Raw genomic sequence first — 22,666 nt, forward strand, 5'->3', positions numbered from 1 at the left:
CCCAAAAGGGCGTGGCAGTCCAGACAACCAACAAACAACACTACCCTGTTGGCCGGTAAAAGTTAAATCGGCCATAGTAGCCTACGCGGTGCGGTACGCACCATATTCGCCGGCCGGAGTGCTCACGGCACCAGCCGCGGCCACGCCGTCCAGGATGGCCAAACGGACGACGTCGGCTGCCGCGCTTTGGAGCGTGATGAGACTGACCTGGCGGGCAGCGTCGTCGGAGCGGTCGAGTGCCACAGCACCGGTTGCCAGGCAGAAGACTGTGTCCCCGTCGGCCAGGGTATGGCTCGGGTTCAGCGCCCGGGCAATCCCGGCATGGGAAGCAGAGGCAGTCCTTTTACATTCGGCCACATCAAGAACGGCATTGGTGGCCACAACGACAAGAGTGGTGTTAAGGGGCGGCGGTTCAGTGGTCTCCACGGAGAACTGCACCGCTGGTTCAAACGGGAGTCCGAGTGCGTTGACTATGGCCAGGGCTCCGACCACAACCCCGTTCCCGAGCGTGGCCGACGCTGTGCCAACTCCCCCTTTATATTGCCCCCGGCCGATCAGTGCCCCGGTGCCGGCACCCACGTTGCCCCGTCCGGTGTCGTGGCCCTCCTTTTGTGCTGCCGCGGCGGCCGTTGCCGCGTAGCCCATGTCCGGCGTCGGCCGTGCGGCGAAGTTCCCGCCCCTGCCGAGGTCGAAGATGGCCGCGGCGGGGACTATGGGCACCACTCCCCCGGGAACGGCAAAGCCGCGGCCGTTTTCCTCGCACCAGCGCTGCGCGCCCGCAGCGGACGCCAGCCCATAGGCGCTGCCGCCCGTGAGGACCAGGGCGTCCACGGTGCCGACCAGGGTGGTGGGGTCAAGGGCGTCCGTTTCGTGCGTCGCCGGGCCGCCGCCCTGGACATCCACCGAGCCCACCGTGCCCGGCGGCGGCAGCACAACCGTAACGCCCGTCAGCCAGCCGTCCGTGTCCTTCTGGACGTGGCCCACGCGGATGCCCGGGACATCGGTAATGGTTCCCATGCCCCTATTGTCCCCTCCGCTGGCGCGCCCCTGCCGCAACGGCGAACTTTATGCGAGACTGCAATCAACACAGCGTTAACGGGCGACGAAGCCTTGGATAACAGTTCCCTGACAAGGGCATATGCGGGTTTCAGCCCCCTGACGGTCTGGTGTAGTAGTCCCTAGATCAAGCCAGGGCCGGCCACGAGCAGGCTCCCAACCCGGGAGAGACACGCATGACCCGTCAACTCGCCCAGCACCCCGCCACCCAACCCAAGAGGCCCCCGGGGCGTTCGGCAAAAGTTCCACGACGGCGGTGGACCGCAAGGACCCGCCGCGACTTCTTTGTTTTCCTTGCCATGGCGCTGCCCAACCTGGTGCTGATCGCCGTCTTCACCTACCGGCCGCTGTTCAGCAACATGTACTACTCCACGCTGGACTGGACCCTCGGTTCCCCCACCGCCAGCGTGGTGGGCTTCGCCAACTACGTCACCTTCTTCACCAGCAACGATGCCCCGAAAGTCCTGGGCACCACCGCAGTGTTCACGCTGGTGACGGTGGGCGGCTCCATGATCCTGGGCCTGCTGGTTGCGCTGGCCTTGAACGCGAAGGTCCGCGGCACCACGTTCGCGCGCTCCGCCGTCTTTGCCCCCTACGTCCTCTCCGGCGTCGGCGTGGGCCTGGTGTGGCTGTTCATTTTTGATCCGGGCTACGGCGTCCTGGCCTGGCTGCTCCGGGGCATCGGGCAGCAGAGCCCGCAGTGGATCAACGATCCCCAGCTGTCGCTGGTCATGGTGATCCTGGTTTACGTGTGGAAGAACCTGGGCTACTGCGCGGTGGTGTACCTCGCCGGGCTCCAGTCGCTTCCGCAGGAGGTCATGGAGGCGGCGTCCCTCGACGGTGCCAACGGGTTCCGCCGCTTCGTCAGCATCTCGCTGCCGCTGCTGTCCCCCACCACGTTCTTCCTCCTGATCACCACCATGCTCAGCTCGCTGCAGGCCTTCGACCTCATCCGGATCATGACACCCCTGGGCACCGGCACCAGCACCCTGATCTACGAGGCCTACCTCCAGGCCTTCGGGGCCTACAACAGGGCCGGCTACTCAGCGGCCATCTCGGTGGTCCTGTTTGCCATCCTCCTGGTGATCACCGTGCTCCAGCTGCGGTTCGTGGAACGAAAGGTTCATTACTCGTGACATCCCTATCACCGGTGAGCCCGGACCCCGCCGCCCCGGCCATCGCCGCACCGGATCCCGGCCTTCGCCGCGACCGGCCGTTCTCCCGGCGGAACCTTGTCCAGACCGTGGTGGGCGGCTACCTGCCGCTGCTGATCGCCACGCTGGTGGTGTTCCTGCCCCTCCTGTGGATGGTGCTCAGCTCCTTCAAGCAATCGGGCGAAATCGTCACCACCGACCTGAAGATCCTTCCGGAAAGCCTGAACCTGGAGAACTACCGGACCGCCATGACTACGGTCCCCTTCGGGCAGTTCTTCCTGAACAGCACCATCGTCACCCTGTCAGGGGCAACCATCAAGGTGCTCCTGGCCATCCTGACGGCGTACGCCCTGGTCTTTGTCCGCTTCCCGTTCCGGAACTTCATCTTCCTGCTGATCCTGGTGGCCCTCATGGTGCCGCCGCAGGTATCCATCCTGCCCAACTTCATCCTGATCGCTGGGATCGGCGGGAAGAACACCCTGTGGGGCATCATCCTGCCCGGCCTTGGCACCGCGTTCGGCACGTTCCTGCTGCGGCAGCACTTCCGTACCCTGCCCGCCTCCATTCTCGAATCTGCAGAGATGGACGGTGCCGGCCACTGGCGCCGGCTGTGGCAGATCGTGGTCCCCGTCTCCGTGCCTTCCATTGCCACGGTGGCCCTGGTGACCATCGTGACCGAATGGAACGACTACATCTGGCCGCTGATCATCACGGACCGGCCGGAAACCATGACCTTGCCGGTCGGCCTCACCCTCCTGCAGAACAACGAGAGCAACGCCGCCGGCTGGGGTGTCCTCATGGCCGGGGCAGTCCTGGTCATCGTCCCCATCCTGATCATCTTCGCGGCCCTGCAGCGCTACATCGTGGCGGGCCTCACCCAAGGCAGCGTGACCGGCTAAGCCGCCGGCCGCCGTCGTAGTACCCAACCTCCAAGTACTCCCCCTTCCGCAGGCAACAACCGAAAGGAACTGTCATGACACTTCACCTGGACCGGAGGCACTTCCTGGGCCTGGCAGGGCTCACCGCCTCTGCCGCAGCCCTGGCCGCATGCGGCGGACCTTCTACAAGCGGCGGTGGACAGGCGACGTCCCAGGCGGCCGATATCGACTTCAGCGGCGTGAAGCCCGCTGCCAAGATCGACTTCTGGTCCAGCCACCCCGGACAGTCCCAGGATGTGGAAAAGAGCCTGATCGAGAAGTTCCAGGCCAAGAACCCGGGCATCGCCGTCAACCTGGTCACCGCCGGCGCCAACTACGAGGAAATCGCCCAGAAGTTCCAGACCGCACAGGCAGCCAAGTCCGGCCTCCCGGGTGTCGTTGTCCTTTCCGACGTGTGGTGGTTCCGGTACTACACCAACGGCAGCATCATTCCGGTGGACAGCCTGACCAAGCAGCTGAACATGAAGATGGACGACTTCCAGCAGTCACTGGTCAATGACTACAAATACGACGGCAAGCAGTGGGCCCTGCCCTACGGCCGGTCAACGCCGCTGTTCTACTACAACAAGGACCACTTCGCGGCAGCCGGAATCCCGGACCGGGCTCCCAAGACCTGGCAGGAATTCGGCGAGTGGGCACCCAAGCTGAAGGCAAGCTCCGGCGCCCAGTACGCCTACATCTATCCGGCTCTGGCCGGCTATGCGGGCTGGACCCTGCAGAACATGCTCTGGGGCTGGGGCGGTGGCTGGTCCAAGGAATGGGACATCACCTGCGACTCCGCCGAATCCGTCGCCGCGCTGCAGTGGGCCCAGGACTCGATCTACAAGGACAAGTGGGCGGGTGTCTCGTCCAAGGAAGCGGCCGACGATTTCTCCGCAGGCCTGACCTCGGCCACCATCGCCTCCACGGGCTCGCTGCTGGGCATCCTGAAGTCGGCCAAGTTCAACGTGGGTGTTGGCTTCCTGCCCGGCGGCCCCAAGGCGACCTCCAACGTCTGCCCCACGGGTGGTGCAGGCCTGGGCATCCCCAGCGGCATTTCCAAGGAGGAACAGCTGGCCGCCGGGATGTTCCTGGACTTCGTCACCCAACCGGAGAGCACCGCGGAGTTCTCCGCCGCCACCGGCTACATGCCCACCCGCAAGTCGGCCGACATGAAGGCGGTCCTGGCCAAGACGCCGCAGATCCAGACCGCAGTGGACCAGCTCGCGGTGACCAAGGTCCAGGACAACGCCCGCGTGTTCCTGCCGGGTGCTGACCAGGAGATGGCAAAGGCCGCTGCGAAGATCCTCACCCAGCAAGGCGACGTCAAGTCCACCATGACGGACCTGAAGACCACCCTGCAGGGTATCTACGACCGGGACGTGAAGCCGAAGCTGAAGTCCTAGCCGCTGTCGAAACGCAAAAGCCCTGGCGGGACCCGGATCCGGGTCCTGCCAGGGCTTTTGTGCGTCACGCAGGAAAATGCGCGTCGAAGAAGGGGAAGCGTGTCCCCTTAGGGAATCGGCACCGGGGTGACGCCCAGGGGCACCAGGTGCTCCGCACCGCCGTCGGGCGCCGACAGCACCCAGATGCCCTTCTCGTGCACTGCCACGGAGTGCTCCCACTGGCAGGAGCGCTTCCCGTCGGTGGTTACCACGGTCCAGTCATCCTCCAGGACTGCGGTCTCGATGCCGCCCCGGACCAGCATGGGTTCAATGGCAAGGCACAGGCCCGGCTTGATCTTGGGGCCGCGGTGGTTGGTGCGGTAGTTCAGGACGTCCGGGGCCATGTGCATCTCGGAGCCGATGCCGTGGCCCACGTAGTCCTCCAGGATGCCCAGCGGCTTGCCGGGGACGGAGGAGACGTAGTCGTCAATGGCGGCGCCGATGTCCCCAACGTGCGAACCGCCGGCCAGAGCGGCGATCCCCCGCCACATGGCGGCCTGGGTGACGTCCGAGAGGCGCTGGTCCTCGGGGTCCGCTGTTCCCACGATCACCGTGCGCGCGGAATCCGAGTGCCAGCCGTTGACGATCGCGCCGCCATCGATGGAGATGATGTCGCCGTCCTGCAGGACGCGGCTGCCCGGAATGCCGTGCACCACTTCCTCATTGACGGACGTGCAGATGGTCGCCGGGAAGCCGTGGTAGCCCAGGAAGTTGGACTTGGCGCCTGCCTCGTTGAGGACGGCGGCGAAGACATCGTCCAGGTGCTTGGTGGTGACCCCCGGCACCGCGGCGGCAACGGCGGCATCCAGTGCACGGCTGAGGACCAGGCCGGCCTCGTGCATGGTGCGCATCTGGGCGTTGTTCTTGTATTCGATGCGGGGCTGGCCGAAGGCCATGATGTTTCCTTTCAAATGGCTGAGGCTCCTCCCGGATGCCGGGAGGAGCCTCGATAAAACCGGGCGCCTTGGGTCAGGCGGCCTGTGCGGCCTTGATGGCCTGCATCACGCGGTTGGTAACTTCGTCGATCGGACCGATTCCGTCAACCTTGGTGAGGATGCCGCGGTCGGCGTACTTCGCCACCACAGCTTCGGTCTGCTCGTGGTAGAGGTCCAGGCGGTGGCGGATGACGGCTTCGTTGTCGTCGCTCCGGCCCGTTTCCTTGGCCCGGCCCAGAAGGCGGTGTACCAGCTCCTCGTCGTCGGCAGTCAGCTGCAGGACCACGTCGAGCTTCTCGTCGCCGTCGGCGAGGATCTCGTCCAGGTAGTCCACCTGCGCGGTGGTGCGCGGGTAGCCGTCCAGCAGGAAGCCGTTCTCGACATCGGACTCGTTCAGGCGGTCACGGACCATCTTGTTGGTCACGCTGTCCGGGACGAAGTCACCGTTGTCCATGTACTTCTTGGCCTCGACGCCGAGCGGGGTTTCGCCCTTCACGTTGGCACGGAAGATGTCGCCGGTGGAGATGGCCACAACGCCAAGGCGTTCCGAAATCCGCTCCGCCTGCGTTCCTTTTCCGGAACCGGGAGGTCCAATAATCAGCATTCTCGTCATCGCAAAAGCCCTTCGTAGTGACGTTGTTGTAGCTGCGCATCAATCTGCTTTACGGTCTCCAACCCAACGCCCACCATGATCAGGATCGAGGTGCCACCGAACGGGAAGTTCTGGTTTGCGTTGATCAGCACGAGTGCCACCAGCGGGATCAGTGCCACGAAGCCCAGGTAGAGGGCGCCGGGCAGGGTGATCCGTGAGAGCACGTACTGCAGGTAATCAGCGGTCGGCCTGCCGGCGCGGATACCTGGGATGAAGCCGCCGTACTTCTTCATGTTGTCTGAGACTTCTTCAGGGTTGAAGGTAATCGCGACGTAGAAGTAGGTGAAGAACACGATCAGGACGAAATAAACCGCCATGTAGATCGGGTGGTCACCGCGGGTGAGGTTGTTGTTGATCCACTCAACCCACGGTTGCATTGGCTCGCCGTTCCGGGGCTGGTTGAACTGAGCGATCAGCCCGGGAATGTAGAGCATGGAGGAAGCGAAGATCACCGGGATGACACCGGCCATGTTCACCTTGATGGGAATGTAGGTACTGGTGCCGCCCACAGTGCGACGTCCGATCATCCGCTTGGCGTACTGCACCGGGATGCGGCGCTGTGACTGCTCGACGAAGACCACCAGGGCCACGGTGAGCAGACCCACCACCAGGACCAGGAAGAAGGTTCCCGGTCCCTGCGAGGTCCAGATGGCACCCAGGGAGGTGGGGAACTGGGCTGCGATGGAGGTAAAGATGAGCAGCGACATGCCGTTGCCCACGCCCTTCTCCGTGACGAGTTCGCCCATCCACATGATCAGGCCGGTGCCTGCCGTGAGCGTGATGATGATCAGGATGGTGGTGATGATGCTGCTGTCAGGGATCACCGGCAGCTGGCAGCCGGGAAGCAGCTGCCCTGAGCGGGCCAGGGACACCAGCGTAGTGGCGTTGAGCAGGCCCAGGGCGATGGTGAGGTAACGGGTGTACTGGGTCAGCTTGGACTGTCCCGACGCGCCCTCTTCGTAAAGCTGCTGGAACCGGGGAATGACCACCCGGAGCAGCTGCACGATGATGCTGGCCGTGATGTAGGGCATGATGCCCAGGGCGAAGATGGACACCTGGAGCAACGCGCCGCCGCTGAAGAGGTTAACGAGCTGGTACAGCCCGCCGGCGGTCTGACCGTTCTGCAAGCATTGCTGGACATTCTGGTAGTTCACACCGGGCGAGGGAATGAAAGCACCCAAGCGGAAGATGGTGATGATTCCCAGCGTGAACAACAACTTGCGTCGCAGATCAGGCGTGCGAAAGGCCCGGCCAAATGCGCTAAGCAAGCGTCCTCCTGTGGTGTCAATAAGGGTGGGGGTGGCGGAATTTGATAAATCCCGACATCCGAGTCTAACGGGTCTATGTGCCGAGCGAACAATCCGGGCCGGCCGGCATGCGCCGGATGGCAGGAATTGTTCGCCAGGCGGATACGAAAAACTCCCGGTATCCGGGGCCGAAGCCCGCGGATACCGGGAGTTTTACAGCTGGCGCCGTCCTTTACAGGGCGGTGGTGCTTCCGCCTGCTGCAGCAATCTTTTCGGCGGCGCTGGCCGAGAATGCGTGGGCGGTGACGTCAACCTTGACGGTGATGTCGCCGGTGCCCAGCACCTTGACGGGCTGGTTCTTGCGAACGGCACCCTTTTCGACCAGGTTCTCCACGGTGACTGCGCCACCTTCCGGGAACAGCTCGTTGAGCTTGTCCAGGTTTACCACCTGGAACTCGACCCGGAACGGGTTCTTGAAGCCACGCAGCTTGGGCAGGCGCATGTGCAGCGGCAGCTGGCCGCCGGCAAAGCCAGCCTTCACCTGGTAGCGGGCAGCCGTACCCTTGGTACCACGGCCGGCGGTCTTACCCTTGGATGCCTCACCACGACCAACACGGGTCTTGGCGGTCTTGGCACCCGGTGCGGGACGCAGGTGGTGAACCTTCAGGGCGTTCTGCTTCTCAGCAGCCTGCGCCTTATCAGCAGTGTTCTCTGCCATTTACTTCGCCTCCTCTACCTTTACCAGGTGCGGAACCGTGTTGAGCATTCCAACGGTTACGGCGTCGGCGGTGCGGACAACAGTGTGTCCGATCCGCTTCAGGCCGAGGGACCGCAGGGTGTCGCGCTGGTTCTGCTTGCCGCCAATGGCGGACTTGATCTGAGTGATTTCCAACTGAGCGTCCGAGGGGACCAGGTTCTTAGCCAAGACTAAACACCTGCCTTCGGAGCCAGGAGGGCCTTCACCAACGCTGCCGGAGCGATCTCGTCCAGCGGCAGGCCGCGGCGTGCTGCCACTGCTGCCGGCTCTTCGAGGCGCTTCAGGGCATCAACGGTCGCGTGAACGATGTTGATGGCGTTGGAGGAACCGAGCGACTTGGAGAGGATGTCGTGGATGCCCACGCACTCCAGTACTGCACGGACCGGACCACCGGCGATAACACCGGTACCGGCGGAAGCCGGACGCAGCATTACGACGCCGGCAGCGGCTTCACCCTGAACGCGGTGCGGGATGGTGTTGCCAACGCGGGGAACGCGGAAGAAGGACTTCTTGGCCTCTTCAACGCCCTTGGCGATAGCAGCGGGAACTTCCTTGGCCTTGCCGTAGCCCACGCCGACCATGCCGTTACCGTCACCAACGACGACCAGTGCGGTGAAGCTGAAGCGACGACCACCCTTGACGACCTTGGAGACGCGGTTGATGGTGACAACGCGCTCTACGAACTGGTTCTTTTCGGCTTCACGGCCACCGTCGCGGCCGCCACGGCCACCGCGGTCGCCGCGGCCCTGGCCACGGTCGCCACGCTCGCCGCGACGGGCGCCACCACGGCGGTCCTCGGCAGCGGGGGCAGTGGTCTCAGCAGCTGCGGCTTCGGGCGCCTTCTGATCTGCAGACACAGTGTCCTTTTCCTTGTTTGCTTCGGTCACAGTGACAGCCCACCTTCGCGTGCACCGTCAGCGACGGCGGCGATCCGGCCGTGGTACTTGTTACCACCACGGTCGAACACAACAGCCTCGACGCCGGCAGCCTTGGCACGTTCGGCAACGAGCTCGCCAACGCGCTTGGCCTTGGCAGTCTTGTCACCGTCGAATGCACGAAGGTCAGCTTCCAGAGTGGACGCGCTTGCTACGGTCTGGCCAATGGTGTCATCGACAACCTGGACAAATACGTGGCGTGCGGAGCGGTTGACCACCAGGCGGGGGCGGACAGCCGTACCGGAAATGCGCTTGCGGATACGAAGCTGGCGGCGGCTGCGACCAGCAGCCTTGCTCTTGTTCGTACGCTTCTTGTTAATGGAGATGGCCATGGTTACTTACCAGCCTTTCCGACCTTGCGGCGGATAACTTCGCCGGCGTAACGGATGCCCTTGCCCTTGTACGGGTCAGGCTTCCGCAGCTTGCGAATGTTGGCAGCGACCTCGCCGACCTGCTGCTTGTTGATACCTGAGACAGAGAGCTTGGTCGGTCCCTCTACTGCAAAGGTGATGCCGGCCGGAGCCGAAACGTTGACCGGGTGGCTGTAGCCCAGAGCGAACTCAAGGTCAGATCCCTTGGCCTGAACGCGGTAACCGGTACCGACGATTTCAAGCTTCTTCTCGTAGCCTGCGGTGACGCCCTGGATCATGTTGGCGATCAGGGTGCGGGTCAGGCCGTGGAGCGAACGGGAGGCGCGCTCGTCGTTCGGGCGGCTGACGGTCAGGGTGTTCTCGTCCAGGGCAACCTCGATGGGGCTGGCCACAGTGTGGGTCAGCTCCCCCTTGGAACCCTTGACGCTGACGACAGAGCCGTCAACCTTGACCTCAACGCCGGCAGGAACGGTGATGGGGAGACGTCCAATACGTGACATTATTCTCTTCCTTTCCCGTTACCAGACGTACGCGAGGACTTCGCCGCCCACGCCCTTCTTGCCGGCCTGCTTGTCAGTCAGGAGGCCGGAAGAGGTGGACAGGATAGCGATACCCAGGCCACCGAGCACGTGCGGGAGGTTAGTGGACTTCGCGTAAACGCGGAGGCCCGGCTTGGAGATGCGGCGTACACCGGCGATGGAACGCTCGCGGTTCGGACCGAACTTGAGGTCCAGGGTCAGCTTCTTGCCAACCTCAGCGTCCTCTTCCTTCCAGCCGGCGATGAAACCTTCGGCCTTGAGGATGTCGGCAACGCGTGCCTTGAGCTTGCTGTAAGGCATAGACACGGAGTCGTGGTATGCCGAGTTTGCGTTACGCAGGCGCGTAAGCATATCTGCGACAGGATCTGTCATTGTCATGTGGGCTCATGCCCTTCCTCATAACGGTTTCCGCCGTTCCATTCCCTGGGGAGCGGAGCGGCCGGACCTTTTACGTAGTTAATTAAGCTTCGGTTTTGAACGGGAAACCAAGCGCCTTGAGCAGCGCGCGGCCTTCGTCATCGGTCTTGGCAGTGGTGACAACCGTGATGTCCATACCGCGGACGCGGTCGATCTTGTCCTGGTCGATTTCGTGGAACATAACCTGCTCGGTCAGACCGAAGGTGTAGTTGCCGTTGCCATCGAACTGCTTGCCGCTGAGGCCGCGGAAGTCGCGGATACGGGGCAGAGCCAGGGTGACCAGGCGGTCCACGAATTCCCACATGCGGTCGCCACGCAGGGTAGCGTGTGCACCGATGGGCATGCCTTCGCGCAGCTTGAACTGTGCGATCGACTTGCGGGCCTTGGTAACCTGCGGCTTCTGGCCGGTGATCTGGGTGAGGTCGCGGACAGCGCCGTCGATCAGCTTGGAGTCCTTGGCGGCATCTCCAACACCCATGTTCACAACAACCTTCACCAGACGGGGTACCTGGTTCACGTTCTCGTACTTGAATTCATCCTGGAGCGTTGCCTTGATGGATTCGGCGTACTTGGTCTTCAGACGAGGAACGATCTTCGTTGCCGGAGTCTCGAGAGTCTCAGTCATTAGATGTCCTTCCCGGAGCTCTTGGACACGCGGATACGGACGGTCTTCTTGACACCGTTCTTCTCCACAGTGTCGAGGCGGAAGCCCACACGGGTCGGCTTCTTGGTCGACGGGTCAACCAGGGCCACGTTCGAAATGTGGATCGGGGCCTCTACGACCTCGATGCCGCCTGTCTTGGTGCCGCGCTGCGACTGTCCAACACGGGTGTGCTTGGTGACGCGGTTGATACCCTCAACCAGCACGCGGTTGGTGTCGGTGAAGACGCGCAGAACCTTGCCCTGCTTGCCACGGTCGCCGCCGCGCTCAGCCTTGGCGCCAGTGATGACCTGAACCAGGTCACCCTTCTTGATCTTTGCAGCCATGGACTAGAGCACCTCCGGAGCCAGAGAAACAATCTTCATGAACTTCTTGTCACGCAGTTCACGACCAACCGGTCCGAAGATACGGGTACCGCGGGGGTCACCGTCGTTCTTCAGGATCACAGCTGCGTTCTCGTCAAACTTGATGTAGGAACCATCCGCACGGCGGCGTTCCTTCTTGGTACGGACGATGACGGCCTTGACCACATCGCCCTTCTTTACGTTGCCGCCCGGGATTGCATCCTTGACGGTGGCGACAATGACGTCACCGATGCCTGCGTAGCGACGGCCAGATCCACCGAGAACGCGAATGGTAAGGATTTCCTTAGCACCCGTGTTGTCGGCGACCTTGAGTCGCGACTCCTGCTGAATCACTATTTACTCCTTGCGTCGCGCCGGTTCTCAGGCCGTGATGTTGCTACGGAATGAGCCTTGCGGAACGGTTGATCGGGGTGTCTCTTGACCTGCCTGGATTTTGCCAGACCAGGCCTAAACGCCCGTGCCAGAAGCAGTTGCTCCCACCCGGTCCGGGACGGATCCCGGGCGCACAGGGGCACTATGCTGTGGCACGCTTGTTTACGAGGTTGATGATGGCGCGCGAAAGGCGCCATACAAACTCAATATCCTAGCATGTTTTCCGCCAGTCCCCATATCACCGCCGTCCCCTGCCCGGCAAGACGGACGACGGCGTGATGCAGGGCAGCCTTTCCGCCCGCCCGGGGTGCCGCTCCCCCGCCAGCACAACGCCCCATCACTTCCTGCAGCAAAACAACCAACGCCCGATCACCTCCAGCAGCAAAACAACCAACGCCCGATCACCTCGAGGCCTACCGGCAACGGGAAGTGATGGGGCGTCGCCGAAAAGGCGGTAATAAGTGATGGGGCGTCGCCGAAAAGGCGGTGATAAGTGATGGGGCGTTTGTGAAGGACGGACGACGGCGTGACGCAGGGCAGCCTTTCGGCCCGCCCGGGGTGCCGCTCCCCCGCCGGGCCAGGCGCCGCCGTCGTCCGCTTCACTCAAAAGCTGCCTGGCGTGACGCCCGCGTTAAGCGAGGAAGCCCCCGCTCCCGGAAGGGAGCAGGGGCTTCCAGCGAAGCAGCAGGTGCTACTTGGCCTTTTCGAGGATTTCCACGAGCCGCCAATTCTTGGTGGCGGACAGCGGACGGGTCTCGGCGATGACAACGAGGTCGCCGATGCCGGCGGTGTTCTCTTCGTCGTGTGCCTTGACCTTGGAGGTGCGGCGGATGACCTTGCCGTACAGTGCGTGCTTCACGCGGTCTTCAACCTCGACAACGATGGTCTTTTCCATCTTGTCGGAGACCACGTAACCGCGACGGGTCTTGCGGTAACCGCGCTGCCCAGCCTTGGCTTCGGTAGCAGTTTCGGTCACGTTCTGGTCCTTTTCACTCACTTGGCGTCCTCCTCGGTCTCAGCCTTTTCAGCCTTTTCGGCCTTCTTGGTTGAAGCCTTCTTGGACTTCTTCTCTTCCTTGGCTTCCACAACCGGTGCGGCAACCTCGGCACGAATGCCCAGCTCGCGTTCGCGGAGAACGGTGTAGATGCGTGCGATGTCCTTCTTTACCGCGCGCAGGCGACCGTGGTTCTCCAGCTGTCCGGTGGCGGACTGGAAACGCAGGTTGAACAGCTCTTCCTTGGCCTTGCGGAGTTCTTCAACGAGACGCTCGTTGTCGAAACCGTCCAGCTGTGCGGGAGCCAGATCCTTGGATCCTACTGCCATTTCTATTCACCACCCTCGCGACGCACAATGCGTGCCTTCAACGGCAGCTTGTGGATTGCCAGGCGCAGGGCCTCGCGAGCTACCTCTTCATTGACACCGGAGAGTTCGAACAGAACCCGGCCCGGCTTGACGTTGGCGACCCACCATTCCGGTGAACCCTTACCGGAACCCATGCGGGTTTCGGCAGGCTTCTTGGTCAGCGGACGGTCCGGGTAAATGTTGATCCAGACCTTACCGCCACGCTTGATGTGGCGGGTCATTGCGATACGAGCGGACTCGATCTGACGGTTGGTGACGTATGCCGGGCTCAGGGCCTGGATGCCGTACTCACCGAAGGAGACCTGGGTGCCGCCCGTAGCAGCGCCGGAACGACCCGGGTGGTGCTGCTTACGGTGCTTTACTCGACGTGGGATAAGCATTTAAGCCTGTCCTCCTTCTGCAGCAGCAGGTGCTGCTTCAACTGCCGGTGCTTCGGCAGCAGGAGCTGCTTCAGCGGCCGGACGGTCGTTGCGACGGCGGCGGTCACCGCGGTCAGCGCCACCCGGGCGGCCGGGACGCTCGCCACGGCCGCCGCGGGACGGTGCGGCAGCAGCCTGTGCAGCCAGTTCCTTGGCGGTGACGTCACCCTTGTAGATCCAGACCTTCACACCGATGCGGCCGAAGGTGGTCTTGGCTTCGTAGAAGCCGTAGTCGATGTTCGCGCGCAGGGTGTGCAGGGGCACACGGCCTTCGCGGTAGAACTCCGAGCGGGACATTTCAGCGCCACCCAGACGGCCCGAGCAGGCGATACGGATGCCCTTGGCACCTGCACGCTGTGCGGACTGCATGGCCTTCTTCATCGCACGGCGGAATGCCACGCGGGAAGTCAGCTGCTCTGCAACGCCCTGGGCCACAAGCTGGGCCTCCATCTCGGGGTTCTTGACCTCGAGGATGTTCAGCTGGACCTGCTTGCCGGTGAGCTTTTCGAGCTCGCCGCGGATGCGGTCTGCTTCTGCTCCACGGCGGCCGATGACGATGCCGGGACGGGCCGTGTGGATGTCCACGCGGACGCGGTCACGGGTGCGCTCGATCTCGACCTTGGCGATGCCGGCGCGCTCCATGCCCGTGGACATGAGCTGGCGGATGCGGATGTCTTCGCGAACGAAGTCCTTGTACCGCTGGCCGGCCTTGGTGCTGTCAGCGAACCAGTGCGATACGTGATCGGTGGTGATGCCGAGTCGGAACCCGTGCGGGTTTACTTTCTGTCCCACTTAGCGAGCCTCCTCTTTCTCCGGGGTAGCGACTACCACGGTGATGTGGCTGGTGCGCTTCTTGATCTGAAATGCACGACCCTGGGCACGCGGCTGGAACCGCTTCATGGTCGGGCCTTCATCAACAAACGCTTCGCTGATGATGAGGTCGCCTTCGTCAAACGCCACGCCGTCGCGGTCCGCGAGGACCCGGGCGTTGGAGATTGCTGACTGAACTACCTTGAATACCGGCTCCGAAGCTGCCTGCGGGGCAAACTTCAGAATTGCCAGAGCCTCATTCGCTTGCAATCCACGAACAAGGTTGACGACGCGCCGGGCCTTCATAGGCGTTACGCGGATGTGGCGCGCAATTGCCTTGGCTTCCATTGCTTTCCTTCTCTCGTCTTTGACGTAAACGCAGGCGCCTAGCGGCGCTTGCCCTTACGGTCGTCCTTGACATGGCCGCGGAATGTCCGCGTGGGAGCGAATTCGCCGAGCTTGTGCCCGACCATCGACTCAGTGACAAACACCGGGATGTGCTTGCGTCCGTCGTGTACGGCGATCGTGTGTCCGAGCATGTCGGGGATGATCATCGAACGGCGGGACCAGGTCTTGATGACGTTCTTGGTGCCCTTTTCGTTTTCCCTGGCTACCTTCACAAAGAGGTGCTGGTCAACGAAAGGACCTTTTTTCAGGCTGCGTGGCATGTGTCCAGGCTCCTATCGCTTGTTCTTGCCAGTACGACGGCGACGCACAATAAGCTTGTCGCTCTCTTTGTTGGGGCGGCGGGTGCGGCCTTCCCGCTTACCGTTCGGGTTGACGGGGTTACGTCCACCGGACGTCTTACCCTCGCCACCACCGTGCGGGTGGTCAACCGGGTTCATGGCGACACCACGGACGGTCGGGCGAACGCCCTTCCACCGCATACGGCCGGCCTTGCCCCAGTTGATGTTCGACTGCTCGGCGTTGCCGACCTCGCCGACGGTTGCGCGGCAGCGCACGTCAACGTTGCGGATTTCGCCTGAAGGCAGACGCAGCTGGGCGAAGCGGCCTTCCTTGGCAACAAGCTGGATCGATGCGCCGGCGGAGCGGCCCATCTTGGCGCCGCCACCCGGACGCAGTTCAACTGCGTGGATGACAGTACCCACCGGGATGTTGAGCAGGGGCAGGTTGTTACCGGGCTTGATGTCAGCACCGGCACCTGCCTCGACAACGTCACCCTGGGAGAGCTTGTTGGGAGCGATGATGTAACGCTTGGTGCCATCAACGTAGTGCAGGAGGGCGATGCGAGCCGTGCGGTTCGGATCGTACTCGATTTCGGCAACGCGGGCGTTGACGCCGTCCTTGTCGTGGCGACGGAAGTCGATCAGACGGTACTGGCGCTTGTGTCCGCCACCCTTGTGACGGGTGGTGATCTTACCGGAGTTGTTACGGCCGCCCTTTTTGGGCAGCGGACGTACCAACGACTTTTCCGGCGTCGACCGCGTAATTTCGGTGAAGTCCGCTACGCTCGAGCCACGACGGCCCGGGGTAGTCGGCTTGTACTTACGGATTCCCATAATTTATTTCCTCGTTAAAGTGGTCTCCGCTACGCGAGCGGACCGCCGAAGATGTCGATGGTGCCTTCTTTGAGGGTGACAATCGCACGCTTGGTGTTCTTGCGGGTACCCCATCCGAATTTGGTGCGCTTGCGCTTACCGGCACGGTTGATGGTGTTGATCGATTCGACCTTGACGGAGAAGATCTTCTCCACGGCCAGCTTGATCTCGGTCTTGTTCGAACGGGGGTCCACCAGGAAGGTGTACTTGCCCTCGTCGATCAGGCCGTAGCTCTTTTCCGACACGACGGGTGCAAGCACGACGTCGCGGGGATCCTTGATGGTGGCTGCACTCACTTGGCATCCTCCTCGTTCTTAGCTGCCTTAGCGGCAACGAATGCGTCGTAGGCAGCCTTGGTGAAGACAACGTCATCAGAGACGAGAACGTCGTAGGTGTTCAGCTGGTCTGCGTACAGAACGTGAACGCCGGCGAGGTTGCGCACGGACAGTGCAGCAACGTCGTTATCGCGCTCGATGACGACCAGCAGGTTCTTGCGGTCGGAAACACCGCGGAGCGTTGCCAGTGCGGTCTTGGCGGAGGGCTTGGTGCCTTCAACCAGTTCTGCGACAACGTGGATGCGACCGTTGCGGGCCCTGTCAGACAGTGCGCCGCGCAGTGCAGCAGCAATCATCTTCTTGGGGGTGCGCTGGCTGTAGTCACGCGGGGTCGGACCGTGGACAATGCCACCGCCGGTCATGTGAGGAGCACGGATGGAACCCTGACGGGCGCGGCCGGTACCCTTCTGCTTGAACGGCTTGCGTCCTGCACCGGAAACTTCAGCGCGGGTCTTGGTCTTGTGGGTACCCTGGCGTGCAGCAGCGAGCTGGGCAACGACGACCTGGTGCAGCAGCGGCACGTTGGTCTGAACGTCGAAGATCTCTGCAGGCAGGTCAACCTGGACAGTGTTAGCCATTGAACTAGGCTCCCTTCACGGCGGTGCGTACGAAGACGACCTGGCCGCGGGCGCCGGGGACGGCACCCTTGATCAGGAGCAGCGACTTCTCGACGTCAACCGCGTGGACCGTGAGGTTCAGCGTGGTGTGACGAACGGCGCCCATGCGGCCGGCCATTTTCATGCCCTTGAAGACGCGGCTCGGGGTGGATGCGCCACCGATTGAACCGGGCTTACGGTGGTTCTTGTGGGCACCGTGGGAAGCGCCAACGCCGTGGAAGCCGTGACGCTTCATAACACCGGCGAAGCCCTTACCCTTGGTGGTCCCGACGACGTCGATCTTCTGGCCGGCTTCGAAGAGCTCTACAGAGAGCTCCTGGCCCAGCTCATACTCGGCAGCATCTGCGGTACGAAGTTCGACGACGTGGCGGCGAGGCGTGACGCCTGCCTTTTCAAAGTGACCAGCCAGCGGCTTGGTGACCTTGCGGGGATCGATCTGGCCGTAGCCGATCTGAACGGCGACGTAGCCATCAACATCTGCGTTGCGCAGCTGGGTGATGACGTTCGAGTCTGCCTGGACCACAGTGACGGGGATGAGCTTGTTGTTCTCGTCCCAGACCTGGGTCATGCCGAGCTTCGTGCCCAGCAGGCCCTTTACGTTACGGGTTGCGGTCATAGTCTCTCAGCACCTCCCTACAGCTTGATTTCGATGTTCACGTCAGCCGGCAGGTCGAGACGCATGAGCGAGTCAACAGCCTTCGGCGTGGGATCGATGATGTCGATAAGACGCTTGTGCGTGCGCATTTCAAAGTGCTCGCGGCTGTCCTTGTACTTGTGCGGAGAGCGGATAACGCAGTACACGTTCTTCTCCGTCGGCAGCGGCACGGGGCCGACTACCGTTGCGCCTGCGCGCGTGACCGTCTCAACGATCTTCCGTGCTGAAACGTCAATGACCTCGTGGTCGTATGACTTCAGCCGGATGCGGATCTTTTGTCCCGCCATGTCGCCTGACTCTCTTTCAGTCTGTGCTTCCCCGGTTTAGGGCTGCCCTGTTCACTTACTCGTTGTATGGCTGCCGAAGCATTTGAGGTCGTAACCACCATCCGCCGCACAAACTGAATCCGGATAAATCCGGGTTCCTCACCTTGCCGGCGCAACCGACCCCCGCGGTCGGGCGTGTCGCGCTGAACACGCATACAAATCCGCAATTCCATTGGGGTGGGTTATGTTTGGTCTTCAACTTGGACCCTGCACCCGGCATTATCCGGATCGGGACGCGAAGAAGCGCTTGAACAACTCATCTAGTATGCCGGAAAAGCCGGGCAGATGCGAATTGGCACCCGGGCCGCCGCCTGCACGCCCCATTGCAGTGGAAAGAAACCGGCTGGATGATAGGGGCATGACCCTGGAAGGCACTGAAGCGGTGACGGAACTGGCCGGGCGCGTGCCGGCGTCGTTCACCCTGGGCGTCGCCGCCGCGGCGTTCCAAATCGAAGGCGCGCTGAAGGACGGGGGCCGCGGCCCCTCGGGGTGGGATGCCTTCGCGGAAAAGCCCGGCGCCATCATGGACGGGCACTCCCCCGCCGTGGCCTGCGACCACTACAACCGGCTGCCGGAGGATGTGGCGCTGCTCAAGGAGCTGGGCGTTGATTCCTACCGGTTCTCGCTTTCGTGGCCACGGATCCAGCCCGACGGCCGGGGCAGCTTCAATGCCGAAGGCCTGGATTTCTACGACCGCCTCATCGACCAGCTCCTCGATGCCGGCATCTCCCCGATGGCCACCCTGTACCACTGGGACACACCCCTGCCGCTGGAACACCGTGGCGGGTGGCTGAACCGCGACACCGCCGAAAGGTTCGGCGACTACGCCCGGGCCGCCGGTGAGCGGTTCGGCGACCGTGTGGCCCAGTGGGTCACCCTCAACGAACCGGTCTCGGTCACCCTCAATGGCTACGCCCTGGGGGTGCACGCGCCGGGGCGCCGGTTGATGTTCGATGCCCTTCCCGCCATCCACCACCAGCTCCTGGCGCACGGGCTCGGCGTGCAGGCGCTGAGGGCGGCCGGAGTGGCGGGCGGCGTTGGCATGACCAACCTGCACTCCCCCGTCAGGCCCGCCACCCGGAAGATCGGCGACCGGCTCGTCGCGCACCTGTACGACCTTCTGATGAACAGGATCTACGCCGATCCCGTCCTGCTAGGCCGCTATCCCTCACTGCCCCTGTACGCCAAGCCCTGGCTGCGCTCCATCGGCAGAATCTCCGATGCCGACCTGAGGACCATCCACCAGCCCCTGGACTTCTACGGGCTCAATTACTACTTCCCGGTGAAGGTGGCCCTGGGGCCGGGCATCACCCCCATGCCTGCGGACATGCACAAGGAAATCGCCAAGCTGCCCTTCCACGAAGTGGGTTATCCGGAGTACGGCAGCACCGGCTTCGGTTGGCCCGTGGCACCGGAGCACCTGGGGGTCCTGCTGCGGGAAATGAGGGACCGGTACGGAGAGGCGCTTCCGCCGATGTACATCACCGAGGGCGGCGCCAGCTTTCCTGAACCCGACAGGGTTTCAGAGACGCTGGAGGACACCGACCGCGTCGAGTATCTGGCTGCGCACTTGGGGACAGCTCTTGAAGCTACTGCTCCCGGCGGCATGGCCGAGGGCGTTGACCTGCGCGGCTATTACGTGTGGACACTAATGGACAATTTCGAGTGGGCCGCCGGCTACTCGCAGCGTTTTGGCCTGGTGCACGTGGACTTCGATTCACTGGAGCGGACCCCCAAACGGTCCTTCTACTGGTACCAGGCGCTGTCACGCGCCCGGGGCCACCGGCGGGACTAGCCGGCGGGCTACCAGCGGCATGTCACTGCCGACATGTCACTGGAGGCCCAGCACTGTAAGGAAGATCAGCACGCAGTTCAGTCCCACGATGAGCGTGGCGCTCGTCCAGCCCGCAATCCGAAGCGGTTTCGAGTCCGCGTGGATGCCCATCACCTTGCGGCTGCCGGTGAGGCGGATCAGCGGAATGAGCGCGAACGGGATGCCGAAACTCAGGAGGACCTGGCTCAGGACCAAGGCCAGCGTTGGTTCAATGCCGGCGCCCAGGACCAGCAGAGCCGGGATCAGGGTGAGCGTGCGGCGCATCAGCAGCGGAATCCTGACCTTCAGCAGCCCGCCCATGATGGTGGCCCCCGCGTAGCACCCCACCGACGTGGACGCCAGGCCCGAGGCCAGGAGGCCAATGGCGAATACGACGCCGATGACGGGCCCCAGTGCCGACGTCACGGCTGCGTGCGCTCCGGCAATGGTGCCCGTCCCCTCCACTCCGCGAAGGCTGGTGGCGGCCAGCAGCAGCATGGCTATATTGACGATTCCGGCAAGCAGCAGGGCACCGGCGACATCCACGCGGGTGGCCCGGATCAACCGCGTCCTGACTGCCGGGTCTTCGGAGAAGCCGTGACGGTCGCGGGCCAGGGCCGAGTGCAGGTAGATCGCGTGCGGCATGACGGTGGCCCCGAGCATGCTGGCTGCGAGCAGGACGGTATCGGTTCCCTCGAAGCGTGGCACAAGGCCGGCGATGGCACCACCGGCATCCGGTGGCGCGACGAACAGGCCCGAAACAAACCCGACGGCAATCACGCCGAGCAGGGTCAGAATGGCGAGCTCGAAGGACTTCTGGCTCCGGTTCGACTGCAGTGCCAGCAGCAGCATGGACGCCAGGCCGATGATGAACCCGCCGGTGAGCAGGGGCAGGCCGAACAGCAGGTTGAGCGCAACGGCGCCGCCAATGACTTCCGCCATATCCGTGGCCCCGGCAACGATCTCAGCCTGCACCCAGTAGGCACGGCGCCGCCCGGTTCCCAGGCGTTTGCCGAGGATTTCCGGAAGGCTCATTCCGGTGGCCAGGCCCAGCTTGGCCGACTGGTACTGGATCAGCACCGCCATGGCATTGGCTGCCACCAGAACCCAGACGAGCAGGTACCCGAAGTTTGCGCCGGCAGTCAGGTTAGCCGCCACGTTCCCCGGGTCCACATACGCGATGGCGGCCACGAACGCGGGCCCCAGCAGCAGGAGGCGGGACCACACTTTGGTGGAGGCGGATTCCGCCGCCAATGTTGAAACAGCCATCACGTGTCCTCGTCGTTGCGGGCGTCAATAAGACGAGGATACCGCGAATTTAGGTATACCGAAAAGTAGGAATAAGGCATACCAGCAATGGGCGCTGCCAACCCACGTTACTGGTTCTTGTTTGCCCTGTTGATCCGCTTGGCCCGGTCGATCTCGTGCCGGAAATTTCTTTTGACCCAGAACACCCCGGCCACGACGGCCACCGCGATGATCAGGAAAATAAGCCACCCCATGATGATCTCCTTTCAGTGCTGCAACAGTATCAGTGGCCCCTCCCGGCAGCACCCGCGGGGTCCCCGCCAAAAAGGGTAAAAGAAAGCCCCGCTGCTTGGAGCAGCGGGGCTTTCTTTGTGGATTCAGCGCGGGCCGGGGCCCGGTGGATCCTCCATCAGCAAGTACTACTTGATGATCTTGGTAACGCGTCCCGACCCAACGGTGCGGCCGCCTTCGCGGATAGCGAAGCCGAGGCCCTCTTCCATAGCGATGGGCTGGATAAGCGCAACGGTCATCTCAGTGTTGTCGCCAGGCATAACCATTTCCGTGCCCTCGGGCAGGGTGATAACGCCGGTTACGTCCGTGGTACGGAAGTAGAACTGCGGGCGGTAGTTGGAGTAGAACGGGTTGTGACGTCCGCCTTCGTCCTTGGAGAGGATGTAGACGTTGGCCTCGAAGTCGGTGTGCGGGGTGATGGAACCCGGCTTGACGACAACCTGGCCACGCTCGACATCGTCGCGCTTCAGACCGCGGAGCAGCAGGCCACAGTTCTCGCCGGCCCATGCTTCGTCGAGCTGCTTGTGGAACATCTCGATACCGGTAACCGTGGTCTTCTGGACCGGGCGGATGCCGACGATCTCGACCTCGGAGTTGATGGCGAGGGTTCCACGCTCGGCGCGGCCCGTAACAACGGTGCCACGGCCGGTGATGGTGAAGACGTCTTCGATCGGCATCAGGAACGGCTTGTCGCGGTCACGTACGGGGTCCGGAACGGACTCGTCGACAGCAGCCATCAGGTCCTCAACGGACTTGACCCACTCGGGGTCGCCTTCCAGGGCCTTCAGGCCTGAAACGCGGACAACCGGAGCGTTGTCGCCATCGAAGCCCTGCGAGCTGAGGAGCTCACGAACTTCCATTTCGACGAGGTCGAGGAGTTCCTCGTCATCGACCATGTCAGCCTTGTTCAGTGCGACCAGCAGGTACGGAACACCAACCTGGCGGGCCAGCAGAACGTGCTCGCGGGTCTGTGCCATCGGGCCGTCGGTAGCGGCAACCACGAGGATTGCGCCGTCCATCTGGGCAGCACCGGTGATCATGTTCTTGATGTAGTCAGCGTGGCCGGGGGCGTCTACGTGTGCGTAGTGACGCTTCTCGGTCTGGTACTCCACGTGGGAGATGTTGATGGTAATACCGCGCTGACGCTCTTCGGGTGCAGAGTCGATCGACGCGAAGTCACGCTTCTCGTTGAGATCCGGGTACTTGTCGTACAGCACCTTGGAAATGGCGGCCGTCAGCGTCGTCTTACCGTGGTCAACGTGACCAATGGTGCCGATGTTGACGTGCGGCTTAGTCCGCTCGAACTTTGCCTTTGCCACAGGTTCCTCCTAGAACGTTTTCAAATAGCTTGCCCTCCAGCCGCGCTTATCGCGGTAGAACTCAGGCAAGTCTACTTGGGGGGCTTTGG

At 62.9% G+C, this 22,666-nt stretch carries 31 protein-coding genes; 4 read left to right on the plus strand and 27 right to left on the minus strand.

Going from position 1 to position 22,666, the window contains the following annotated elements; translation table 11 throughout:
• Nucleotides 1–81: 81 nt before the first annotated feature.
• Nucleotides 82–1,017 carry a P1 family peptidase gene (locus LDO22_RS07755; protein WP_224026659.1) on the minus strand — a complete coding sequence of 312 codons (936 nt, stop codon included), beginning with the start codon at nt 1,015–1,017 and terminating at the stop codon, nt 82–84.
• A 215-nt stretch (nt 1,018–1,232) separates the two neighbouring features.
• Here LDO22_RS07755 and LDO22_RS07760 point away from each other — a divergent pair, with 215 nt between their 5' ends.
• The 3 genes from LDO22_RS07760 (at nt 1,233) to LDO22_RS07770 (ending at nt 4,533) form a co-directional block, all read left to right on the plus strand.
• On the plus strand, nt 1,233–2,192 hold the full coding sequence (locus LDO22_RS07760) for a sugar ABC transporter permease (protein WP_224026660.1): 960 nt from the start codon (nt 1,233–1,235) through the stop codon (nt 2,190–2,192).
• A 41-nt stretch (nt 2,193–2,233) separates the two neighbouring features.
• Complete coding sequence (locus LDO22_RS07765; RefSeq protein WP_224027193.1) at nt 2,234–3,109, plus strand: carbohydrate ABC transporter permease; 876 nt, start codon at nt 2,234–2,236, stop codon at nt 3,107–3,109.
• A gap of 74 nt (nt 3,110–3,183) precedes the next feature.
• Entirely contained in the window at nt 3,184–4,533 is a 1,350-nt protein-coding gene (locus tag LDO22_RS07770; RefSeq protein WP_224026661.1) for an ABC transporter substrate-binding protein, read from the plus strand.
• 107 nt (nt 4,534–4,640) lie between these two features.
• On the opposite strand, the gene map is transcribed toward LDO22_RS07770, so the two are convergent.
• The 23 genes from map to rpsJ form a co-directional block, all read right to left on the minus strand.
• Nucleotides 4,641–5,468 (minus strand): type I methionyl aminopeptidase, encoded by an 828-nt coding sequence (gene map, locus LDO22_RS07775; protein WP_224026662.1) that lies wholly within the window; start codon nt 5,466–5,468, stop codon nt 4,641–4,643.
• 73 nt (nt 5,469–5,541) lie between these two features.
• Nucleotides 5,542–6,111 (minus strand): adenylate kinase, encoded by a 570-nt coding sequence (locus LDO22_RS07780; protein ID WP_201302397.1) that lies wholly within the window; start codon nt 6,109–6,111, stop codon nt 5,542–5,544.
• A gap of 5 nt (nt 6,112–6,116) precedes the next feature.
• Nucleotides 6,117–7,427, minus strand: a complete 1,311-nt coding sequence (gene secY / locus LDO22_RS07785; protein ID WP_159631367.1) for a preprotein translocase subunit SecY — start codon at nt 7,425–7,427, stop codon at nt 6,117–6,119.
• A 211-nt stretch (nt 7,428–7,638) separates the two neighbouring features.
• The gene (gene rplO, locus LDO22_RS07790) at nt 7,639–8,124 is read right to left on the minus strand and encodes a 50S ribosomal protein L15 (protein ID WP_013601817.1); all 486 of its coding nucleotides are present in this window, start codon (nt 8,122–8,124) and stop codon (nt 7,639–7,641) included.
• A complete protein-coding gene (gene rpmD / locus LDO22_RS07795) occupies nt 8,125–8,331 on the minus strand; it encodes a 50S ribosomal protein L30 (RefSeq protein ID WP_009358731.1) in 207 nt (68 codons plus the stop codon).
• A 2-nt stretch (nt 8,332–8,333) separates the two neighbouring features.
• Nucleotides 8,334–9,050 carry a 30S ribosomal protein S5 gene (gene rpsE, locus LDO22_RS07800; RefSeq protein WP_141159772.1) on the minus strand — a complete coding sequence of 239 codons (717 nt, stop codon included), beginning with the start codon at nt 9,048–9,050 and terminating at the stop codon, nt 8,334–8,336.
• Entirely contained in the window at nt 9,047–9,430 is a 384-nt protein-coding gene (gene rplR / locus LDO22_RS07805) for a 50S ribosomal protein L18 (protein WP_159631366.1), read from the minus strand. Before rplR ends, rpsE begins: the two co-directional genes overlap by 4 nt.
• Before the next feature lie 2 nt (nt 9,431–9,432).
• Nucleotides 9,433–9,969, minus strand: coding sequence for a 50S ribosomal protein L6 (rplF, locus tag LDO22_RS07810; RefSeq protein WP_159631365.1), 537 nt, complete (start codon nt 9,967–9,969; stop codon nt 9,433–9,435).
• An 18-nt stretch (nt 9,970–9,987) separates the two neighbouring features.
• Nucleotides 9,988–10,386 (minus strand): 30S ribosomal protein S8, encoded by a 399-nt coding sequence (gene rpsH, locus LDO22_RS07815; RefSeq protein WP_015937843.1) that lies wholly within the window; start codon nt 10,384–10,386, stop codon nt 9,988–9,990.
• Nucleotides 10,387–10,468: 82 nt separating this feature from the next.
• Nucleotides 10,469–11,050 (minus strand): 50S ribosomal protein L5, encoded by a 582-nt coding sequence (gene rplE, locus LDO22_RS07820; RefSeq protein WP_018769138.1) that lies wholly within the window; start codon nt 11,048–11,050, stop codon nt 10,469–10,471.
• Complete coding sequence (gene rplX / locus LDO22_RS07825; RefSeq protein WP_015937845.1) at nt 11,050–11,412, minus strand: 50S ribosomal protein L24; 363 nt, start codon at nt 11,410–11,412, stop codon at nt 11,050–11,052. Before rplX ends, rplE begins: the two co-directional genes overlap by 1 nt.
• A 3-nt stretch (nt 11,413–11,415) precedes the next feature.
• A complete protein-coding gene (rplN, locus tag LDO22_RS07830) occupies nt 11,416–11,784 on the minus strand; it encodes a 50S ribosomal protein L14 (protein WP_003803789.1) in 369 nt (122 codons plus the stop codon).
• 730 nt (nt 11,785–12,514) lie between these two features.
• The gene (gene rpsQ / locus LDO22_RS07835) at nt 12,515–12,820 is read right to left on the minus strand and encodes a 30S ribosomal protein S17 (RefSeq protein WP_043454607.1); all 306 of its coding nucleotides are present in this window, start codon (nt 12,818–12,820) and stop codon (nt 12,515–12,517) included.
• Nucleotides 12,817–13,146, minus strand: coding sequence for a 50S ribosomal protein L29 (rpmC, locus tag LDO22_RS21815; RefSeq protein WP_159631364.1), 330 nt, complete (start codon nt 13,144–13,146; stop codon nt 12,817–12,819). Before rpmC ends, rpsQ begins: the two co-directional genes overlap by 4 nt.
• A gap of 2 nt (nt 13,147–13,148) precedes the next feature.
• Nucleotides 13,149–13,565, minus strand: a complete 417-nt coding sequence (gene rplP, locus LDO22_RS07845) for a 50S ribosomal protein L16 (protein ID WP_043454603.1) — start codon at nt 13,563–13,565, stop codon at nt 13,149–13,151.
• Nucleotides 13,566–14,396: a 30S ribosomal protein S3 gene (rpsC, locus tag LDO22_RS07850; RefSeq protein ID WP_141942674.1), complete on the minus strand. Its 831-nt coding sequence runs from the start codon at nt 14,394–14,396 to the stop codon at nt 13,566–13,568.
• Nucleotides 14,397–14,762, minus strand: coding sequence for a 50S ribosomal protein L22 (rplV, locus tag LDO22_RS07855; RefSeq protein WP_009358304.1), 366 nt, complete (start codon nt 14,760–14,762; stop codon nt 14,397–14,399).
• A gap of 38 nt (nt 14,763–14,800) precedes the next feature.
• Nucleotides 14,801–15,082 carry a 30S ribosomal protein S19 gene (rpsS, locus tag LDO22_RS07860; RefSeq protein ID WP_003803803.1) on the minus strand — a complete coding sequence of 94 codons (282 nt, stop codon included), beginning with the start codon at nt 15,080–15,082 and terminating at the stop codon, nt 14,801–14,803.
• A 12-nt stretch (nt 15,083–15,094) separates the two neighbouring features.
• Nucleotides 15,095–15,934, minus strand: coding sequence for a 50S ribosomal protein L2 (gene rplB / locus LDO22_RS07865; protein WP_159631363.1), 840 nt, complete (start codon nt 15,932–15,934; stop codon nt 15,095–15,097).
• A gap of 29 nt (nt 15,935–15,963) precedes the next feature.
• Entirely contained in the window at nt 15,964–16,269 is a 306-nt protein-coding gene (gene rplW, locus LDO22_RS07870) for a 50S ribosomal protein L23 (RefSeq protein WP_011692807.1), read from the minus strand.
• Nucleotides 16,266–16,886, minus strand: a complete 621-nt coding sequence (gene rplD / locus LDO22_RS07875) for a 50S ribosomal protein L4 (RefSeq protein WP_141159766.1) — start codon at nt 16,884–16,886, stop codon at nt 16,266–16,268. Before rplD ends, rplW begins: the two co-directional genes overlap by 4 nt.
• 4 nt (nt 16,887–16,890) lie before the next feature.
• Complete coding sequence (gene rplC, locus LDO22_RS07880) at nt 16,891–17,541, minus strand: 50S ribosomal protein L3 (RefSeq protein WP_159631362.1); 651 nt, start codon at nt 17,539–17,541, stop codon at nt 16,891–16,893.
• A 17-nt stretch (nt 17,542–17,558) separates the two neighbouring features.
• Nucleotides 17,559–17,867 (minus strand): 30S ribosomal protein S10, encoded by a 309-nt coding sequence (rpsJ, locus tag LDO22_RS07885; protein ID WP_003803825.1) that lies wholly within the window; start codon nt 17,865–17,867, stop codon nt 17,559–17,561.
• Between the two features lie 397 nt (nt 17,868–18,264).
• Between rpsJ and LDO22_RS07890 the strand changes: the two genes are divergently transcribed.
• Nucleotides 18,265–19,701, plus strand: coding sequence for a GH1 family beta-glucosidase (locus tag LDO22_RS07890; RefSeq protein WP_224026664.1), 1,437 nt, complete (start codon nt 18,265–18,267; stop codon nt 19,699–19,701).
• A 36-nt stretch (nt 19,702–19,737) separates the two neighbouring features.
• Here LDO22_RS07890 and LDO22_RS07895 read toward each other — a convergent pair whose 3' ends face one another.
• From LDO22_RS07895 to tuf, 3 genes are all read right to left on the minus strand, one after another.
• Nucleotides 19,738–20,988 (minus strand): Nramp family divalent metal transporter, encoded by a 1,251-nt coding sequence (locus tag LDO22_RS07895; protein ID WP_224026665.1) that lies wholly within the window; start codon nt 20,986–20,988, stop codon nt 19,738–19,740.
• 107 nt (nt 20,989–21,095) lie between these two features.
• Nucleotides 21,096–21,221 carry a hypothetical protein gene (locus LDO22_RS21770; RefSeq protein WP_256371453.1) on the minus strand — a complete coding sequence of 42 codons (126 nt, stop codon included), beginning with the start codon at nt 21,219–21,221 and terminating at the stop codon, nt 21,096–21,098.
• A 165-nt stretch (nt 21,222–21,386) separates the two neighbouring features.
• Nucleotides 21,387–22,577 carry an elongation factor Tu gene (gene tuf / locus LDO22_RS07900; RefSeq protein WP_141159762.1) on the minus strand — a complete coding sequence of 397 codons (1,191 nt, stop codon included), beginning with the start codon at nt 22,575–22,577 and terminating at the stop codon, nt 21,387–21,389.
• Nucleotides 22,578–22,666 lie beyond the last annotated feature (89 nt).

The sequence above is a fragment of the Arthrobacter sp. NicSoilC5 genome (assembly GCF_019977395.1).
Lineage (GTDB): Bacteria > Actinomycetota > Actinomycetes > Actinomycetales > Micrococcaceae > Arthrobacter.

What these genes read in the sequence shown, in the direction of transcription:
- LDO22_RS07755 (WP_224026659.1), bottom strand. Translation starts at nt 1,017, where the DNA reads ATGGGAACCATTACCGATGTCCCGGGCATCCGCGTGGGCCACGTCCAG.
- LDO22_RS07760 (WP_224026660.1), top strand. Translation starts at nt 1,233, where the DNA reads ATGACCCGTCAACTCGCCCAGCACCCCGCCACCCAACCCAAGAGGCCC.
- LDO22_RS07770 (WP_224026661.1), top strand. Translation starts at nt 3,184, where the DNA reads ATGACACTTCACCTGGACCGGAGGCACTTCCTGGGCCTGGCAGGGCTC.
- map (WP_224026662.1), bottom strand. Translation starts at nt 5,468, where the DNA reads ATGGCCTTCGGCCAGCCCCGCATCGAATACAAGAACAACGCCCAGATG.
- LDO22_RS07780 (WP_201302397.1), bottom strand. Translation starts at nt 6,111, where the DNA reads ATGCTGATTATTGGACCTCCCGGTTCCGGAAAAGGAACGCAGGCGGAG.
- rplO (WP_013601817.1), bottom strand. Translation starts at nt 8,124, where the DNA reads ATGGCAGAGAACACTGCTGATAAGGCGCAGGCTGCTGAGAAGCAGAAC.
- rplR (WP_159631366.1), bottom strand. Translation starts at nt 9,430, where the DNA reads ATGGCCATCTCCATTAACAAGAAGCGTACGAACAAGAGCAAGGCTGCT.
- rplF (WP_159631365.1), bottom strand. Translation starts at nt 9,969, where the DNA reads ATGTCACGTATTGGACGTCTCCCCATCACCGTTCCTGCCGGCGTTGAG.
- rpsH (WP_015937843.1), bottom strand. Translation starts at nt 10,386, where the DNA reads ATGACAATGACAGATCCTGTCGCAGATATGCTTACGCGCCTGCGTAAC.
- rplE (WP_018769138.1), bottom strand. Translation starts at nt 11,050, where the DNA reads ATGACTGAGACTCTCGAGACTCCGGCAACGAAGATCGTTCCTCGTCTG.
- rplX (WP_015937845.1), bottom strand. Translation starts at nt 11,412, where the DNA reads ATGGCTGCAAAGATCAAGAAGGGTGACCTGGTTCAGGTCATCACTGGC.
- rpmC (WP_159631364.1), bottom strand. Translation starts at nt 13,146, where the DNA reads ATGGCAGTAGGATCCAAGGATCTGGCTCCCGCACAGCTGGACGGTTTC.
- rplP (WP_043454603.1), bottom strand. Translation starts at nt 13,565, where the DNA reads ATGCTTATCCCACGTCGAGTAAAGCACCGTAAGCAGCACCACCCGGGT.
- rplV (WP_009358304.1), bottom strand. Translation starts at nt 14,762, where the DNA reads ATGGAAGCCAAGGCAATTGCGCGCCACATCCGCGTAACGCCTATGAAG.
- rpsS (WP_003803803.1), bottom strand. Translation starts at nt 15,082, where the DNA reads ATGCCACGCAGCCTGAAAAAAGGTCCTTTCGTTGACCAGCACCTCTTT.
- rplB (WP_159631363.1), bottom strand. Translation starts at nt 15,934, where the DNA reads ATGGGAATCCGTAAGTACAAGCCGACTACCCCGGGCCGTCGTGGCTCG.
- rplD (WP_141159766.1), bottom strand. Translation starts at nt 16,886, where the DNA reads ATGGCTAACACTGTCCAGGTTGACCTGCCTGCAGAGATCTTCGACGTT.
- rplC (WP_159631362.1), bottom strand. Translation starts at nt 17,541, where the DNA reads ATGACCGCAACCCGTAACGTAAAGGGCCTGCTGGGCACGAAGCTCGGC.
- rpsJ (WP_003803825.1), bottom strand. Translation starts at nt 17,867, where the DNA reads ATGGCGGGACAAAAGATCCGCATCCGGCTGAAGTCATACGACCACGAG.
- LDO22_RS07890 (WP_224026664.1), top strand. Translation starts at nt 18,265, where the DNA reads ATGACCCTGGAAGGCACTGAAGCGGTGACGGAACTGGCCGGGCGCGTG.
- LDO22_RS07895 (WP_224026665.1), bottom strand. Translation starts at nt 20,988, where the DNA reads ATGGCTGTTTCAACATTGGCGGCGGAATCCGCCTCCACCAAAGTGTGG.
- LDO22_RS21770 (WP_256371453.1), bottom strand. Translation starts at nt 21,221, where the DNA reads ATGGGGTGGCTTATTTTCCTGATCATCGCGGTGGCCGTCGTGGCCGGG.